This is a genomic window from Streptomyces spongiicola (genome assembly GCF_003122365.1).
In the GTDB taxonomy this organism is placed as follows: Bacteria; Actinomycetota; Actinomycetes; order Streptomycetales; family Streptomycetaceae; genus Streptomyces; species Streptomyces spongiicola.
The window spans coordinates 6,429,591-6,446,297 of the sequence record NZ_CP029254.1 but is presented as its reverse complement, the minus strand read 5'-3'; the positions used below and the strand labels follow the sequence as shown (position 1 = coordinate 6,446,297).

The 16,707-nt window shown below is 72.0% G+C and carries 14 protein-coding genes; 3 read left to right on the top strand and 11 right to left on the bottom strand.

Going from position 1 to position 16,707, the window contains the following annotated elements; all coding sequences use genetic code 11:
* Positions 1–172 precede the first annotated feature (172 nt).
* On the bottom strand, positions 173–607 hold the full coding sequence (locus DDQ41_RS28085; RefSeq protein WP_109296972.1) for a VOC family protein: 435 nt from the start codon (positions 605–607) through the stop codon (positions 173–175).
* Positions 608–888: 281 nt separating this feature from the next.
* Positions 889–1,293 carry a VOC family protein gene (locus tag DDQ41_RS28080; RefSeq protein ID WP_109296971.1) on the bottom strand — a complete coding sequence of 135 codons (405 nt, stop codon included), beginning with the start codon at positions 1,291–1,293 and terminating at the stop codon, positions 889–891.
* Between the two features lie 496 nt (positions 1,294–1,789).
* Between DDQ41_RS28080 and DDQ41_RS28075 the strand changes: the two genes are divergently transcribed.
* The 3 genes from DDQ41_RS28075 to rox all read left to right on the top strand — a co-directional run bounded on the left by DDQ41_RS28075 (position 1,790) and on the right by rox (position 5,851).
* Positions 1,790–3,115: a VWA domain-containing protein gene (locus DDQ41_RS28075; RefSeq protein WP_109296970.1), complete on the top strand. Its 1,326-nt coding sequence runs from the start codon at positions 1,790–1,792 to the stop codon at positions 3,113–3,115.
* A complete protein-coding gene (locus DDQ41_RS28070) occupies positions 3,115–3,894 on the top strand; it encodes a hypothetical protein (protein WP_109296969.1) in 780 nt (259 codons plus the stop codon). Before DDQ41_RS28075 ends, DDQ41_RS28070 begins: the two co-directional genes overlap by 1 nt.
* Before the next feature lie 529 nt (positions 3,895–4,423).
* Positions 4,424–5,851 carry a rifampin monooxygenase gene (gene rox, locus DDQ41_RS28065; RefSeq protein ID WP_109296968.1) on the top strand — a complete coding sequence of 476 codons (1,428 nt, stop codon included), beginning with the start codon at positions 4,424–4,426 and terminating at the stop codon, positions 5,849–5,851.
* A gap of 247 nt (positions 5,852–6,098) precedes the next feature.
* Here rox and DDQ41_RS28060 read toward each other — a convergent pair whose 3' ends face one another.
* The 9 genes from DDQ41_RS28060 to DDQ41_RS28020 form a co-directional block, all read right to left on the bottom strand.
* Positions 6,099–6,689 (bottom strand): GTP-binding protein, encoded by a 591-nt coding sequence (locus tag DDQ41_RS28060; RefSeq protein ID WP_109296967.1) that lies wholly within the window; start codon positions 6,687–6,689, stop codon positions 6,099–6,101.
* The gene (locus DDQ41_RS28055) at positions 6,676–7,041 is read right to left on the bottom strand and encodes a DUF742 domain-containing protein (protein WP_109296966.1); all 366 of its coding nucleotides are present in this window, start codon (positions 7,039–7,041) and stop codon (positions 6,676–6,678) included. The genes DDQ41_RS28060 and DDQ41_RS28055 overlap by 14 nt, the downstream gene beginning before the upstream one ends.
* Entirely contained in the window at positions 7,041–7,445 is a 405-nt protein-coding gene (locus DDQ41_RS28050; RefSeq protein ID WP_109296965.1) for a roadblock/LC7 domain-containing protein, read from the bottom strand. Before DDQ41_RS28050 ends, DDQ41_RS28055 begins: the two co-directional genes overlap by 1 nt.
* Entirely contained in the window at positions 7,442–10,228 is a 2,787-nt protein-coding gene (locus tag DDQ41_RS28045; protein WP_109296964.1) for a sensor histidine kinase, read from the bottom strand. The genes DDQ41_RS28050 and DDQ41_RS28045 overlap by 4 nt, the downstream gene beginning before the upstream one ends.
* 360 nt (positions 10,229–10,588) lie before the next feature.
* Positions 10,589–11,017, bottom strand: coding sequence for a hypothetical protein (locus tag DDQ41_RS28040; RefSeq protein WP_109296963.1), 429 nt, complete (start codon positions 11,015–11,017; stop codon positions 10,589–10,591).
* A 266-nt stretch (positions 11,018–11,283) separates the two neighbouring features.
* Entirely contained in the window at positions 11,284–12,477 is a 1,194-nt protein-coding gene (locus DDQ41_RS28035) for a globin domain-containing protein (RefSeq protein WP_109296962.1), read from the bottom strand.
* Positions 12,478–12,577: 100 nt separating this feature from the next.
* Positions 12,578–13,018, bottom strand: a complete 441-nt coding sequence (locus DDQ41_RS28030) for an RrF2 family transcriptional regulator (protein WP_109296961.1) — start codon at positions 13,016–13,018, stop codon at positions 12,578–12,580.
* Positions 13,019–13,449: 431 nt separating this feature from the next.
* A complete protein-coding gene (locus DDQ41_RS28025) occupies positions 13,450–14,634 on the bottom strand; it encodes an AI-2E family transporter (RefSeq protein WP_262508599.1) in 1,185 nt (394 codons plus the stop codon).
* A 434-nt stretch (positions 14,635–15,068) separates the two neighbouring features.
* Entirely contained in the window at positions 15,069–16,313 is a 1,245-nt protein-coding gene (locus DDQ41_RS28020; RefSeq protein WP_109296960.1) for a DUF418 domain-containing protein, read from the bottom strand.
* Between the last annotated feature and the right edge of the window lie 394 nt (positions 16,314–16,707).

The window sequence follows — 16,707 nt, the reverse complement described above, 5'->3', positions numbered from 1 at the left end:
GGCGGCCGGCTGCACGAGCCGCTGCGGCGGCAACCTGTGTGACGGCGCGCCCGCCGGACCGGCCCGCGCTTCGGCGTCCGGCCCCGCGGGCGCGCCGAACCGCCGGCCGCCAACCGGCGACCGAGCGGAGGGGCCGCCCACATGAACTCCACCCCCTCGACCGCCCGATCGCTCAATCCAGGCAGAACTCGTTGCCCTCGACGTCCTGCATCACCAGACACGACTCGTTGACGCCATCGGCACTCAGCAGTCGCACACGTACCGCACCGAGTGGGACCAGCCGTGCACATTCGGCCTCAAGTGCGGCCAGCCGCTCCTCACCCACCAGCCCGGTACCGACCCGCACATCCAGGTGCAGCCGGTTCTTCACGGCTTTGCCTTCCGGAACGCGCTGGAAGAACAGTCGCGGGCCCACTCCTGCGGGATCGACGCATGCGAACCGTGAACCCCGGTACTCGGGCGGCAGCGCGCTGTCGAACTCGGCCCAGTCGGCGAACCCCTTCGGGGGTGGCGGCACGACATACCCCAGCACCTCGCACCAGAAGCGGGCCACGCGCTCGGGATCGGCGCAGTCGAAGGTGACCTGCAATTGCCTCACGCTTGTCATCTGCACATCCTAGGGGTGGGGGCTTCCCCGCCCCCGCAGGGTCGTCCCGGGATCAGGTCGTCCCGGGATCACCGTCGTCGCCGACGCCCTCGGCTACCACGACAAGACCACTGCCCGCCTGCTCAACGAGACCGGCGGAACGTGGAGCCGATACGCCGCCGGAGACCACAAACGGTCCCCAGCTGGCTGGACTTGCCAGGAAACTCAAGGCAGTTGAACCGCGTCACGAAATGGTAGGCCAGTGTCAATGGACGCGGTGTACTCCCCGGCCTACCACTGCCTCACGAAGTTGTGGGCGTCTGCTCGTGGCTCTCATAGGGCCGCGTGATGATCTCCATGCCGTGCCCGGCCGGATCCATGAAGTGCAGGCCGCGCCCACCATAGTGGTGGTTGATCTCTCCCGGCTGCTTCAGATGCGGATCGGCGTAGTACGTGATCCCGGCCTGCCGGATACGTGCGAAGGCCGCGTCGAACCCCTCCTCGGAGACGAGGAACGCGTAGTGCTGCATGACGATCGATTCCGCCGGGATGGCGGCGAAGTCCAAGGCGACCCCGTTGCTGGTGGCCACTGGAATGAACGGACCCGACTCGGTCCCGACCTCAAGCCCCAGGATGTGTGCCAGGAACTCGGCCGACTCCCGGTTGTCCCGGGCATGGATGATGGTGTGATTCAACTCGACTGACATGTGTGGGATGCCTCCACAAGGCAATCTCACGGGCACCTCCATGCCTCACCCAGCCGGTGACCGACACGCGATGCCCTGCTCATGACCCTAAGCAACACCGCTCACGGCGTCGAGGCCGCACCCAGTAGCCGCCGATGACGACCACACACCGTCACCAACACCAAGACGGAACCGAGAACCGGCGACAGTTGAATACGCGAGCCCACCAGTACCAAGGCCGTGATCCCGGGACGACCCGGCGGCAGCGGGGCCGTTGAGCGGGCCGGGCCGCAGCAGGGCGGGGCCGCGGACGAGCACGGCACGTCGGGGCCCCACGTCCGGGGACCGTCAGAGCGGGGACCCCGGAACGGGACCACCCGGAACGGAACGACCGGAACGGGAGCACCGGGACCGGGAACCGCGCCATCCGCCAACCCCTGTACGCATCGGGGCAGTTGGTCGACCCGGACCCGGAGCCGAATTGGGCCGCACCGGCCCCGCTCACTATGATCCGCCGATGAGCATACGAAAGCGATTGGCGGCCGCCCTCTGCGGCGCGCTGCTGGTCACCGTCACCGGCGGGACCCTCCCCTCCACCGCCTTCGCCGTCTCCGGCGGCGCTGCCGGACAGGCCGCCGCGAAGGAACCTCCCAAGGTCGAACTCGTCCTCGACGTCAGCGGTTCCATGCGGGCCCGCGACATCGACGGGCAGTCCCGCATGTCCGCGGCCAAACAGGCGTTCAACGAGGTGCTGGACGCGGTGCCGGAGGACGTACGGCTCGGCATCCGCACCCTCGGCGCCGACTACCCCGGCAAGGACCGCAAGGAGGGCTGCAAGGACACCCGGCAGCTCTACCCCGTGGGCGAGTTGGACCGGACCGAGGCGAAGACGGCGGTGGCGACGCTCGTCCCCACCGGCTGGACGCCGATCGGCCCCGCCCTGCTCGGCGCCGCCGACGATCTGGAGGGCGGCGACGCGACCCGGCGGATCGTGCTCATCACGGACGGCGAGGACACCTGCGCCCCGCTCGACCCGTGCGAGGTGGCACGCGAGATCGCGGCCAAGGGCGTCGGCATCACCATCGACACCCTCGGCCTCGTCCCCAACGCCAAGATGCGCGCCCAGCTGATGTGCATCGCCGAGGCCACCGGCGGCACCTACTCCTCGGTACAGCACAAGGAGGAGCTGTCCGAGCGGGTGGGTCAGCTGGTGGACCGCGCCGCCGAGCCGGTCGTCACCCCGGTGGCCACCGAGGGCGGCGAACGCTGCGAGGACGCACCCCGGCTGAAGGCCGGTCTGTACGCCGACCGCGAGACCTTCGGCCAGCACCGCTGGTACCGGGTGGATCTGCTGCCCGGTCAGGAGCTGCGCGCCTCGGTCAGCATCGCCGCCGACCGCCCCGTGAACCGCGACCACGGTGTGCTGCTGCGCGCTTCGACCCTGGCGGGCCGCGAGATCGTGCGCGGGGAGTCCGCGGGCGACGGGCGCACCGACGTCGTCTCCACGGGGCTTCGCTACCCCAAGGCCGACACCGACGGCGACACCGACGACACCGACTCCGGCGTCTCGGGGGCCGGCAGCGGCAGACCCGCCGCCGAGACCGTCTGTCTGCGGGTGAGCAACTCCTTCTCCGCCCCCGCGTCGGTCAGCACATCCCCCGGCCTGCCCCTGGAGCTGACCATCGACATCACGGGCGGTCCCCGTGACGCCGGGGACGCCGCGTTCCTCGGTCTCGGGCACGGCTGGTGGCTGCTAGGGCTGCTGACGCTCGCCGGCTTCGCCGCCGGGGCTCTGTGGGGCTGGATCTCTCGCTGGCGCATCGCCGTCTGGAGGAGCAACTGATGCGTAACGTACGCGTTCTCACGGCTGGTCTGCTCACCGCGGCCGCGCTGTTCGCACTGCCGTTCCCGGGCGCCGCCGCCGACTCGCCGTCGCCGGTCGCGAGCACGGGTGACGAGGCCGCCGCGCCGACCGAGGCCGGCACGTCGTTCCGCACGGCCGCCGTGGTGCACCCCGGCCAGCGGGCCACCGCGCAGGCGTCGACCGGTGACTACCTGTACTGGCAGTTCCCGGCCGACGCCGGACAGCGGGCCACCGTACGGGCCACGGTGGAACTGCCCCGCTCCAAGGCGCGGCGCGGCAACCAGACTTGGCGGCTCGACGTCTACGACGGACTGCGCCGCCGCCAGGCCTGCCGCTACGGCAGCGACACCGGTACGGTCCGTGCGGGCGCGTCGTCGGTCGAGCTGAGCTGCGCGCTGCGGACGGTCCGGGCATGGTCCGAACCCTGGGCCAACGACCCGCTGCCCGGGGCCTACTACGTACGGCTGACCGTCGCCGCCGCGCCCGCCGAGGACCTGGGCGAGCCGGCCGGTGCCACGCTGGAGGTCGCCACTGCGGACTCCGGCGGCGCCATGGCGGTGGACGGCCGGCTCGCCGCCCCGCTGGTCCCCGCCTCCGGCCGGGAGGTGGAGCCGGACGGCGGCTGGGCATCGGGCTGGTGGTCCTCCCGAATCCTCTGGACCGCGGGCGGAGCCGTACTCGCCGCGCTGGCCGGAATCTGGGGCTACCGCCTCACCCGCGGCGACGGCCGCCCGGCACACGTGCCGCCGGGAGCCTGACTGCGCGGGGCACCGCCCGCACGGGGTCCGCGGGTCCCGGCGCGGGCGGTGCTCCTCCTCCGGCCGCCGGCGAACCACCAGCCGACCCGCCGCCGGCACCACGACCGCGATCACCGCCCTCGCGTCGCGACGACACGAGCCCGATGCGACGACACGAGCACGGCGCGGCGTCACGAGTGCGTCGCGGCGTCACGAGCCCGATGCGGGAAGGTCCCGTCCTTCCACAGCGGACGGCAAAAAAGCAAAGGCAAGGAGGTTGCCCGCTCCTTGCCACTCTCAACTTATAGCGGAGACGGGGCCTTGCGGCAAGGCCCGGGTCGTGGCGCAGAATCGTCGGCCGAGGCCGGGACATGGGGAGATCAGGGATTCGCGGCATACGTGCCCCTGTGTCGGCGGTGGGTTCCGCGGGACGTGAAACCGGCGGGACCCGCGGCAGGGTTGCGGGCATGCGGAGCGGAAGTCCGGGTGTGCGCGCCGCCGAACCGCGAGAAGAGCCGGCCGCGACGCAGTCCTGCTGAAGAGGGGTTCCATGATTGATGTGATCGTTGCCGGCGGCGGACCGACCGGTCTGATGCTCGCCGGCGAGTTGCGGCTGCACGGCGTGCACACGCTCGTGCTGGAGAAGGACGCGGAACCGACCAGGATCGTCCGCTCGCTCGGCCTGCACGCGCGCAGCGTCGAGGTGATGGACCAGCGCGGTCTGCTGGAGCGGTTCCTCGCGCTTGGCACCCGGTACCCGGTCGGTGGTTTCTTCGCCGCCATCGACAAGCCGGCGCCGGAGCGGCTGGACACCGCGCATCCGTACACCCTGGGCATCCCGCAGACCACCACCGATCGCCTGCTTGCCGAGCGCGCCACCGAACTCGGTGCAGAGATCAGGCGCGGCTGCGAACTCGTCGGGCTGAGCCAGGACGCACACGGGGTGACCGCCGAACTCGCCGACGGCACGCGGCTGCGCTCGCGCTACCTCGTGGGGTGCGACGGCGGCCGCAGCACCGTGCGCGGGCTGCTCGGCGTCGGCTTCCCCGGCGAGCCCTCCAGGGTCGAGACGCTGCTGGGCGAGGTGGAGGTGACCGCGCCGCCGGACACGCTGAACACCGTGGTGGCCGAAGTCCGCCGGACCCACAAGCGGTTCGGCGCCATGCCCCTCGGGGACGGGGTGTACCGCCTGGTCGCGCCCGCCGAAGGGGTGGCCGAGGACCGCGCGGTCCCGCCGACCCTGGACGAGCTGAAGCGGCAGCTGGTGAAGCTCGCCGGCACCGACCTGGGCGTGCACTCACCGCGCTGGCTCTCCCGCTTCGGCGACGCCACCCGGCTGGCCGAGCGCTACCGGACCGGCCGGGTGCTGCTGGCCGGCGACGCGGCGCACGTCCACCCGCCGACCGGCGGGCAGGGGCTCAACCTCGGCATCCAGGACGCGTTCAACCTCGGCTGGAAGCTGGCCGCCGAGGTCGGCGGCCGGGCCCCGGAGGGGCTGCTGGACAGCTACCACACCGAGCGCTACCCGGTGGCCGCCGATGTGCTGGACAACACCCGGGCGCAGATGGAGCTGATGTCGCTCGAACCGGGCCCCCGGGCGGTGCGCCGGCTGGTGTCGGAACTGATGGGCTTCGAGGAGGTGAACCGGCATCTGATGGAGAAGATCACCGCGATCGGGGTCCGCTACGACTTCGGCGAGGGACATGAACTGCTCGGCCGACGGCTGCGGGACGTGGGGCTGAGGCGGGGTCGCCTGTACGAACTGACGCACGGCGGTCGCGGGCTGCTGCTCGACCAGACCGGCCGGCTCTCGGTGGAGGGCTGGGCGGACCGAGTCGACCACGTCGCCGACGTCAGCGAGGAACTGGACGCGCCCGCGGTGCTGCTGCGGCCGGACGGCCACGTCGCGTGGGTCGGTGACGATCAGCAGGATCTACTCGACCGTCTTCCCCGGTGGTTCGGCGCCGCGATCAGCTGAGCACAGGTGCGGGGACCGGTGCACACGGGCCCTCCTCGGCCCGGGCTTCGAACTCGCACCACGCACTCCGTGCCTCCACGCCGGCACCGCCCAGCCGGGTCGGGATTCGTGCTACCCCCGACGTCACCGTACGACCGGCTGCCTTCTGCGCGCTCGCGCGACCGGCACCGGCACCGGCACCGACGCGCTCACGGCCTTCGCCGCCCGGCACCCGGCACCCGGCACCCATAGCAGAGCACGTCCGCGCTCACACCCGCGCCACCGTCCCGGCCTTGGTGATCAGCATGTCGAGCAGGGCGAGCAGTGCCGTGCGCACGTCTCCGCGGGTGCGGGCGTCGAGCATGAGGACGGGGGTGTCCGGGTCGCGGAGGTGCAGCGCGGACCTGATCTCGTCGGGGCTGTAGAACTGCTCGCCGTGGAAGCAGTTGGCGCCGACCACGAACGGGAGCCCGCGGCTCTCGAAGAAGTCGACCGCGGGGAAACTGCGGTCGAGGCGCCTGGTGTCGACCAGCACGATCGCTCCGAGGGCGCCGTTGAGCAGGTCGTCCCACATGAACCAGAACCGCTCCTGGCCCGGTGTCCCGAACAGATAGAGCACGACCCCGGCGTCGGTGAGGGTGATGCGGCCGAAGTCCATGGCCACGGTGGTCACCGTCTTGGACTCGATCCCGTGCAGGTCGTCCACGCCGACGCCGGCGGCGGTCAGCCGCTCCTCGGTGCGCAGGGGCTCGATCTCGGAGATCGTCTCGACCAGAGTCGTCTTGCCGACGCCGAATCCCCCGGCCACGAGGATCTTGACGGGGGCCGCTTCCTGGGCAGAGGTGTCATATCCGGGCAAGGTTGTCCCTGATTCTCATGAGCAGGTTGACATTGGTGGTCTCGGTCGCCGCCAGCGGCGACCGGTGCCGGACAAGCCCGCGGTCCTCCAACTCGCCGAGGAGGAGGATCGTGGGCGTCAGGCGCATGTGCATACGGGCGGCGATCTCCGCGACCGCCAGGCCGTTCGGCGGCACGCACAGGGCCAGGACGGCCTGCCACTCGCTGGGCAGGCCGTCGTAGGCATCCGGGGAGACCGCCGCCGTGACCGTCGTGTCCATGGTCAGCGAGGCGGGCGGAGCTGTCGTACGCCCGTCGGTCAGGGCGTACAGGCGCGTCCGGCGGCCGCCCGCGCGGCGCGGCGCGTCGGTCATTACGACGTCGGCGCCTGAGCGCGTCCTGGTGTGCTCAGCCATTCCCCGAGCGCCTGCGCCGTGCGTACGGCCTCGCCGCCCAGTTCACCGAGCCGGGCCTTGCGGGACGTCACGACGATGAGGGTGCTGCCCTCGCCGCATCCGACGATGCAGAGGTAGCGGTCCTCCATCTCGACCAGCTGGCGAATCACCCGGCCTCCGTCGACGTCCCCGGAGATCGCCTTCATCGTGGAAGCGATCCCGGAGGAAGCCGCCGCGATGCGCTCCCCCTGGGGGCGGTCCAGCAAGTAGGAGCTGAGCATGATCCCGTCGTTGGACAGCAGAACGGCGCCCTTGATGTCCGCGATCCTGCTCAGGTTGTTGTCCAGGACGCTGTAGATCATGTCATTGGCTGTCGTCGTCATCGCTGATCCTGTCGGAGCTCGTCTTCCACCGTCTGGGTCCCCTGCTCGTAGTCCGCCCAGGCGTCGGCCACCTCTTCGGGAGTGTCCGCGTCCCGCACTGCCACCGCCTCCGTCGCACGGCGCGGCCCGAGGAGCTGCTCGGCCATATGCGTCTGCGGGATCCGCTCGGGGAGGGCCGGGCGCATGCCGCCCGCGGTTCGGGCCGGAGGCACGTCACGGGCGGGCCGCACGGCCAGGGCCGGACGCACCGGACCCTGCGGCAGCCGGGGGCGCGACGGCTCGGCGAACCGTGTGCGGGACGGCCCGGGCGCGCGCTCGGGCGACTCCCCGCCCTGCCGGGAGGGGGGCTCCCCGTGCAGCCGACCCGGCAGAAGCCCTTCCGGCTCGGACGGTTTGCCGGCGGGCCGAGTCGTCGGCTTCCCGCCCGGCCGACCGTCCCGCTCCCCGCCCGGCCGAGTCGTCGGCTTCCCGTCCCGCCGGCCGTCCCGCTCCCCGTCCGGCCGACCGTCCCGCTCCTCGTCAGACTCCGGATCCGGCTCCCCGGGCGTCCGCCCTCGGGAGGCCCGCACGGGCAGGCCGGCATCCGTGCGCCGGGCCGGTTCGGGGTCGCCCTCGCCCCGGCCGCCCGCCAGAGACACGGGCCCGGTGTGTACGGGCACGGGCCCGGTGTGTACGGGCCGATCGCCCGCGTCCTCCGGGTCCGCGGGCCGCCCGCCGGACTCCTCCTCGGCCGCGGGCCGCCCGCCGGATTCCCGCACGCGCGGCGGCTCCTGACCGACGGCCTCCGCCGGGAACTCCCCGCGCACCGACGCGTCCGGCACCCCGCCCGGCTCGCTCCTGGTCGGTACGAGCAGTTCCCGAGGGAGGATCACCACGGCCGACGTCCCGCCGTACACCGACCTGCGCAGCGTGACGGTCGCCCCGAGCCCGTCGGCGAGGTGGCCGACCACGAACAGCCCCAGCCGATGGGCGTTCTCCGCCAGGACGGCGTACGGCGGTGCCGAGTACAGGCGTCCGTTCATCTCCTCGTACGTCGCGGGCGCCACCTTCGGACCGCGGTCCTCGATCTCGACCGACAGCCCGTCGGCCACGAGTTCGGCCCGGATGACGACCTTGGACCTCGGCGGAGAGAACCGCGTGGCGTTGTCCAGCAGCTCCGCCAGCAGATGGCTGACCTGGCTGATCACGGCGGCCTCGATACTGATCTCGTCCAGCGCCTGGCGCTCGATCCGCCGGAAGTCCTCGACCTCCGCGGCCGCTTCGCGCAGCAGGTCGGCGATGCGCATGGGCTCGGTGTGGGGATCGGGGATCTCGCCGCCCGAGAGGATGAGCAGGTTCTCGATCTGCCGGCGCATACCGACCGTCAGCTGGTCGGCCCTCATCAGCTGGGACAGGAGCGCTTCGTCGTGGCCGAAGGAGTCCTGGAGTTCCTCGGTGAGGCTGAGCTGGCGGCTGACCAGGTTCCCGGTGCGCGAGGCGATGCCCGCCGCGAACATGCCGAAGCCCTGCCGCTCGGCCGCGAGCTGCCTGTGGCCGTCGACCGACACGGCGACGACCCGGGCGAACGCGTCGTTGACACGCCCCACTTCGTCCTTCTCACCCCGGACCGCGGGCAGGGCTGCGGTGTCGACCGGCCTGCCGCTCTGCAGTCGGTCGACGACGTCCGGCAGGATGCGTTCGGCGATGGCCACCGATCGGCGGTGCAGCCGGTTCAGCCTGCGCAGCACCGAGCCCGTGGTGAGGGCGACGACCGCGGCGACGGCCAGCAGCGCGGCGATGCTTCCCGCGATCAGCCAGGCGACATCCGTCTCGAGGTCGGTCGCCCGGGCGTCGGCACGGTCCAGCAGGGTCCGGGACCGGTCGGCGTTGAGGGTGGCGAGCTGCGGCCCCCACTGCTCCTGCGCGGCCCGCCAGCCGTTGACGTCGCGCGGCAGTTTCACGCCCTCGTCGGTGATCGTCTGCTCGGACAGGACCGCGCTCTCGATACGGGACTTGGTCTGCCACGCCCCGGACCTGACCATCTGCGCGTAGAGGTCGTTCTCCGCGTCCGGCAGGTACGGCACGACCCAGGTGTCGTACAGGTACCGCTGGGCCCCGACGGCGTTGACGAAGTCGGCGAACCTGGACGGGGTCAGCAGCCTGGAGGGGCCCGCCTGCGCGATGATCATGTCCTCCTGGGCCACCATCTCGGAGGCCGCGAACATGGCACTGACGACGCGGGTGTCCTCGATGAGCCCGCCGTCCTCGGTGTGGCTCAGCTCGTCCTGGTAGAAGCGGATCATCTGGCCGATCACGCCGCTGTAGAACGCGAGGGTGCTGTCGGCGTTTCCGGTCCCGCTGTCGGTGCGCTCGCGGTAGGCGTCCAGATCGCCCAGGCCCTCGGAGACCTCCAGCAGCCGGCGGTCCGCGATCTCGGACACCGCGGTCCCGGGCGTCCACGAGCGGCGGAAGGCGGTCGCGGCCTGGTCCGTGGCCGCGCGCCGTTCCCGCATCACGCTCTCCGGCACCCCGGTGCCGCCCCAGCTCGCGGCGGTCAGCGTGCGCTCGGACTGCATCGCGACCATCAGACGCGACAGGGGCAGGCCGATCTGTTCGCCGGACTCCACGTCGGCGCGCAGATGCCCCGACTGTTCCAGCAACCGGTTCGCGGCCAGGACGGACTGGACGCCCAGGGCCACGATGGGAACGACGGCGAGCCAGATGAGCAGCGTACGCAGGTGCAGCGTGCGCCGTCGGCGCTTCGCCGACGGGCCTCGTGACCCGATGCGTTGTATCGGTGACATCAGTCCTCAGGAGCGGGGGACAGCGTGACGGACCGTCGACCGGGCCGGGGCGGCGCCCCCGGGACTCGGGGATGACGGCTCCGGCCGGGTCGGGGACCAGGATGAGGAGGCCGATCATAACCAGCCACACCCAGAAAAAAGAGAGGTTGCGTCAGAAATCAGTTGGATGTTAGTAGGGCGAACGGGAACCCCCCGGATCGGGGTCCGGCGGGTGGCGGGCCCGGGACCGGAACTCCACGTCCGGTGCCCGTCGCCGGGACCTTCGCCGACTCGGTCCACGCCGTCGCACCGCGGAGGACCGGGTCTGGAGGCCCGGTCCTCCGCGGTGCGACGGCCGCGCGGGCGGCCGCGTCGGCGGGTTCAGACCGACAGCGCGGCGACACCCAGCGCAAGCAGCAGGAGCACCTTGGCCGACTCACAGGCGACGTAGACGAGATGGGTGCGCGAGCGCGGGACGTCCTCCCCCGCCAGCACCCGGTCCGAGCGGCGGTTCAGGACGGGCCGGACGGCGCCGAGTTGCGCGAGCAGCAGCCCGACGACGAGACCCGTCAGGACCACGACGGGAGCGGGGAGACCGCCGGCGGCGACCGCGAGGACCAGCACGGCGGCCAGGGCGGTTTCGGCGCGGTTGAGCGCGCGGAAGACGAGACGGCCGATGCCGAGACCGATCCGCAGGGTCACGCCGGGGGCGCGGAACTTGAGGGGTGCCTCCAGGAACGAGATGGCGAGCACCATCCCGAGCCAGACGAAGGCCGTCGCGGCGGCCACGGCCGCCCAAGGGGTGTTCATTCCCGGTGTACCTCCTCCTCGTGCCCGCGCTCCCCGGCGCGCTCGGTGCCCCTCTTCGGCTCCCGGCGCACGGGTCCCCGCGCGTTCGGCACTTCCCGGTGTCTGACGAGACCGCTCTCTCGGAGTCCGTCTCAGCCCGCGACCGTCCCGGCCGCGGTGTGGCGCCGAGCGTACGCGGCGGTGTGCTGCGTGTTCGGCGCCACCGTTCACGATTCACCGCTCACCGCTCACCACTCACGGTTCACGGTTCACCGGCCATCGGCTCTCTACCTGCCGAGCCAGAGGTCCGGGCCGAAGACCTCGTAGTGGATCCTCTCGGCGGGTACGCCCCTGCGCAGCAGGTCGCCGCGCACCGCGCGCATGAAGGGCAGCGGACCGCACAGATACGCGGTCAGGTCCTCCGGGAGGTCCAGGCCGCCCACGTCCACCTGTCCGGCCGGGGCGTCCGGGTCGTCGTGCCCGGGCGACTCGTACCACAGGTGGAGCCGGCCGCCGGGCAGCGCACGGGCCAGGGCGAGATGCTCCGCGCGATGGGCGTGGTCGGCGGGGGTGCGATCGGCGTGGACCGTGACGACCCGACGGTCCGCCCCGGTGGACACCAGGTGGTCGAGCAGGGCCAGTACGGGGGTGTTCCCGATGCCCGCGGAGGCCAGCAGCAGCGGTCCGCCGCCCTCCGGGAGGACGAGGTCGCCGAAGGGCACGGACACGGTCAGCACGTCACCGGGGTGCGCGCGCTCGTGGAGCCAGGTCGACACCTCGCCCTCCGGACCGGTAGCACCGCCTGCCCTCTTGACGCTGATCCGCCACTCCGGCCGGCCGGGGGCGGCGGAGAGGCTGTACTGGCGGATCTGCCGTGCACCGTCGGCCAGTTCGGAGCGGACGCTCACATACTGGCCAGCCCGGAAGGCTCCCGCGGGGCGGCCGTCCAGGGGCCGCAGGAGGAACGAGACGACGTCGGGCGTCTCCTGGCGCCGCCCGGTGATCTCCATGGACCGCCACACCTCGCCCTCGGGGGCTCCCGCCTCCTGGTACAGGCGCGTCTCGATGGCTATCAGGGCGTTGGCCATCAGCCAGTACACCTCGTCCCAGGCCTCGGCGACCTCGTCCGTGACCGCGTCACCGAGCACGTCCGCCAGCGCTGCGAACAGATGGTGATGAACGATCTTGTACTGGTCGGAGGTGATGCCGAGCGAGGCGTGCTTGTGTGCGATCCGGGCGAGCAGCGTGTCGGGGCGGGTGCCGGGCTGTTCCAGCAGAATCCCGGCGAAGGCGACGATCGACCCGGCGAGCGCCTGCTGCTGTTCCCCGTTCGCCTGGTTGCCGCGGTTGAACAGGTCCCTCAGCAGCGCGGGATGGGCGTCGAACAGCTTGCGGTAGAAGAGTTCGGCGATGCCGCTCATGGCGGACCCGACGATCGGAAGCGTGGCCCGGATGACGGGAGTGGCCTGTTCGGAGAGCACGGATGACTCCTAATAGGTAAAGGATCTTCGTGTTTTGATGAATGCGTACACCGGGTCCTCGGGGTCCTGGTGTACGGAGTCGGGGGATCCCGCGGCGCGGCTACCGCGGCGGCGGCCCGCCGAGTGCGACCAGGACGGGCCCGGTGGGCGACGCCACGAGATCGGCCACGCTCAGCGGGTCGAGCGTGGCGTAGAAGGCCGCCTGGGCGTCACGCAGCGCACTCCGCAGACGGCAGGCGCCGCGCAGGGGGCACGGCGGGTCGTCGCAGCTCACAACCTCCTCCTCACCCTCGAGTTCCCGGACCAGCCAGCCCACCGACGCCCGTCGGCCGAAGTCGGTCACGACGAGCCCGCCGCCCCGGCCGCGGCGGGCCTCGACCACCCCGAGGTGCCGCAGGCGCGTGATCGCCTTCGCGGCGTGGGTATGCCGCACACCCATCACCTCGGCGACCTCACGGGTGGTCAGCACCTCGTCGTCGGCGCAGACCGCGAGGCGCATGACGGAACGGAGGGCCAGGTCGGTGAACTTGGTGAGTCGCACATCCAGAACGCTATCAAATACGCATCCAGAATTCTCATTCAGGAGTGAACGGGGGCTGTGGTGTGGCTCACCAACCGGCGTTGCCCGGCGCGCGGGTACCCGCCCTCCGGACCCAATGGCACCGCACAACGGCCCGACAGGGGCGAACGCGGCACCGCCGCCGGCAGCCGGTTCGGCGCCGGGCACCCTGCCGCCTCCGCGCGGGCACCGTCATCCACCCGGGGGGTGCCCCTATCTGTTTCGTCAACCTCGACGGGGTCGACTTGTAGGGGTTGGTGCTGGTTTTCGGGAACGTTTCGCGAAGCGGGATGTTCCTGGCGGATCGGGTGGCTGATGGGCAGGCACGGCGGCGAACAGCGGCGGCAGCGGCGGACGTTCTGAAGCGAACGCCCCGCTCGCGGGCCCGCGCCCCGCCGCAGGCGCCACGAGAGCTACGAGACCACGGCGGCGGCACCGGTGGAGGGCTCTCCGGCCTCCAACCCGGGCTTCGGCCCGGTCCCGGGTCCGGCCTCGGCCTCGGCTTCGGCTTCGGTCCCGGGCTCGGCTTCGGTCTCGGGTTCTGCGAGTTGCTCACGCAGGTAGTTCCACACCACCGCGATCAGCGCGGCCGCCGGTACCGCGAGCAGGCTGCCCACGATTCCCGCCAGACTTCCGCCCAGCGTCACGGCCAGCAGGATCACCGCCGCGTGGAGGCCGAGGCCCCGGCCCTGAATCATCGGCTGGAACACATTGCCTTCGAGTTGCTGCACCACGACGATGATCGCCAGCACGATCAGTGCGTCCGCCAGGCCGTTCGACACCAGGGCGATGAGCACCGCGACGAGACCGGCGAACAGGGCACCCACGATCGGAACGAACGCCGACACAAAGGTCAGCACGGCGAGCGGAAGCACCAACGGAACGCCGAGGATCCACAGTCCGATGCCGATGAAGACCGCGTCGATCAGACCGACGAACGCCTGGGAACGCACGAAAGCGCCCAGCGTGTTCCAGCCGCGCGCCGCCACGGCCGGGACGTGGAGAGCGAGCGAGCCGGGCAGCTGACGGGAGAGCCACGGCAGGAACCGGGGGCCGTCCTTGAGGAAGAAGAACATCAGGAAGATCGCGAGGACTGCCGTGACGACGCCGTTGACCACCGTGCCCACTCCGGTGACGACCGCGGTGACCATGCTGCCGGCGCTGTCCTGGACGCGCTCCACCCCGGTGTCGAAAGCGCCCGTGATCTGGTCGTCACCGATGTTCAGCGGGGGGCCGGCCGCCCACTCGCGCACCTGCTGGATGCCCTGGACGACACCGGCGGACAGTTGGCCCGACTGCGACGCCACCGGCACCGCGATCAGCGCCACCACGCCGGCGGCGACCAGCAGGAACAGGACGGTCACCACCGACGCGGCAAGGGCGGGCGGCCATCCGCGCCCGCGCAGACGCCGAGCCAGTGGCCAGGTCAGCGTCGTGAGGAGCAGGCCCACGACGAGGGGCCAGACGACCGGCCACATACGACCCAGAAGCCACAGGGCCACCGCGGCCATCACGAAGACGATCAGCAGCTCGGTCGACACACGCGCCGAGGTGCCGAGCGCGGCACGGGTCCTGGTGGAACTCAGCCTGACGGACATGGGATCAGCCTATGGGTACGGCGGTCGCCGGTCGGATCCGCTGGACACCGGCCGTGTCGTCCCCGCGGCCTTCGACCGGGCGGCCTTCGCCGGACGCGCGTGCCCCGCGCCGACGCAGCGGCTCCCCAACCAGCCACGCCCGCCGCACCCCGCCTCCGCAACGACCCCGAACCCTCGCCGAGCCCGTGAGCCCCGTCCCCTTCCGCCCTCCCTCTTCCGTCCTCCCTGTAACCCGGTGCTTACCTCCCCTTCCTTGGCCTTCTCCCCCCTTTCTTGGCTTCCTTGACTTCCTTGGCTTCCTTGGCTTCCTCCCCTTCCCTGCCGCTCTTCCCTGCCGCTCTTCCCTGCCGCCCTTGCCGTGCGCGCCTTGCCCGCGCACGAGCACCACCGACGACCGGTGACCACCCGGTTCGCCCGGCTCCCCGCCCATCCGGTCATCTGATCAAACGGGCCGGCTCGGTGGCGCTGTGCAGCAGACGCTCCAGCGGGCCGCGCCGGTGGAAGCGAGTCCACAGGACGGCTGCCGCCATGGCCGCGACCGCGAACCCGAGGAGGACCGGCATCGCGGGCCACTCGTCGCCGCCGACGGCGTCCAGCAGCCGGATGGCGAGGATGTGGGCCACATAGGCCGTCAGGGAGATCGACCCGACCGCGACGAGGGGTGCCGGCAGCCGGGCACGGGGACCGGCGAGCCGGACGGCGATGAGGCAGCCGGCCAGAACCGCCAGCGCGACGCCGGTGTTGCCGAGCACGGACCAGGTCGTCTGGCTGTGCGGGGAGGCCACCAGCAGCCAGGCCGGGTGCCCGGTGGCGGACGCCTCGCCGGCTGCGTCGGACCACCAGGCCGAGGCGGCGGGGCCGCCGCCCGTGGCCGCGCTCACCCCCGCCAGGGCGCCCGGGACCGTGTGCAGGGCCAGCCACGACCCCCCGTAACCGATCACGGCCAGGGCCGCTCCGGTGATCGCGAGCTTGGGGGCCGTGCCACGGCGCGAGAGATCGAGCCTGGCCACCGCCATTCCGGCCACGATGAAGGAGAACCACGTCAGGGCCGGGTACTCCCCGGTGACGAAGAGTCCGAGGAAGCCGTCCGAGCCGGTGATCCGTGCCAGGGGATCGAGAGTCGCGAGGGCGCCGGCGAGTCCTCCGCCGTCGAGCGATGACCGGAGCAGATAGAGCACCTGGGGCATGACCAGGGCGGAGGAGAGCGCGATGAGCGCGAGCGTCCTCGCGCTCATCCGGTGGAGCGGGAGGGCGAGCACGAAGAGCAGACCGTAGAAGGGCAGGATGACGTCGACGTCGGTGTCCAGCAGGACCAGCGCGTACCCCAGCGCAAGCAGGATGGCGGCGCGGATCAGGACACGGCCGGCCGCCTGGCGGCCGCGGCGTCCGGTGTGCGGCTCGGGCCGGCCCATGAGGAGCACCAGGGTGAAACCGGCGAGCAGCGCGAACAGGGCGGACGACCGGCCGCGCGCCACCTCCATGGCCCAGCCCAGCGGCCCGCCCACCGAGGGATCGGGGCCGACGTGCGCGGCGAACATGCCCATGATCGCCAGGCCCCGTGCCAGATCGAGGCCGGCCATCCGGCCCGGTGACGGCATCCGGCCCCGTGACGACGGGCGGCAGAGCGTACCGCCCGCGATCGTCGCGGACGGCACGGTCGGAGCGAAGACGTGTCCCATCGGTCACCACGATTCGAGGAACATGCCGGTTCGGCCACCCGGCGGGCGGCCGGGCCGCCCCCGCCGAGCGGCGGGGCGCTGCCCCGGCGGGCACCGCGGCATGCGCTTCGGCGGGGCGGTGCCGAACGGCACCGGTGGGTCCTGCGGAGGTTCTGGTGTCGCCCCGCCGCGATTCGGGACCTGCCGGGTTCCCGGCCGGCTGGTGTCGGACAGCGGATGAGGCAGCATTGAACCGGGGGCCACCGCCGCCCGAGTCGCGGCATGGACCGAGGAGGCGTCGTTCGCCCTGAGGCGGCATCGGCTGCGGCATCGGGTTGCGGCATCGGCCGGATGGGCCGGGTAGCCGCCGCGGGACCGGTCGGCAGCTCCTGCCGACCGGGGCAAGCCCCGTACT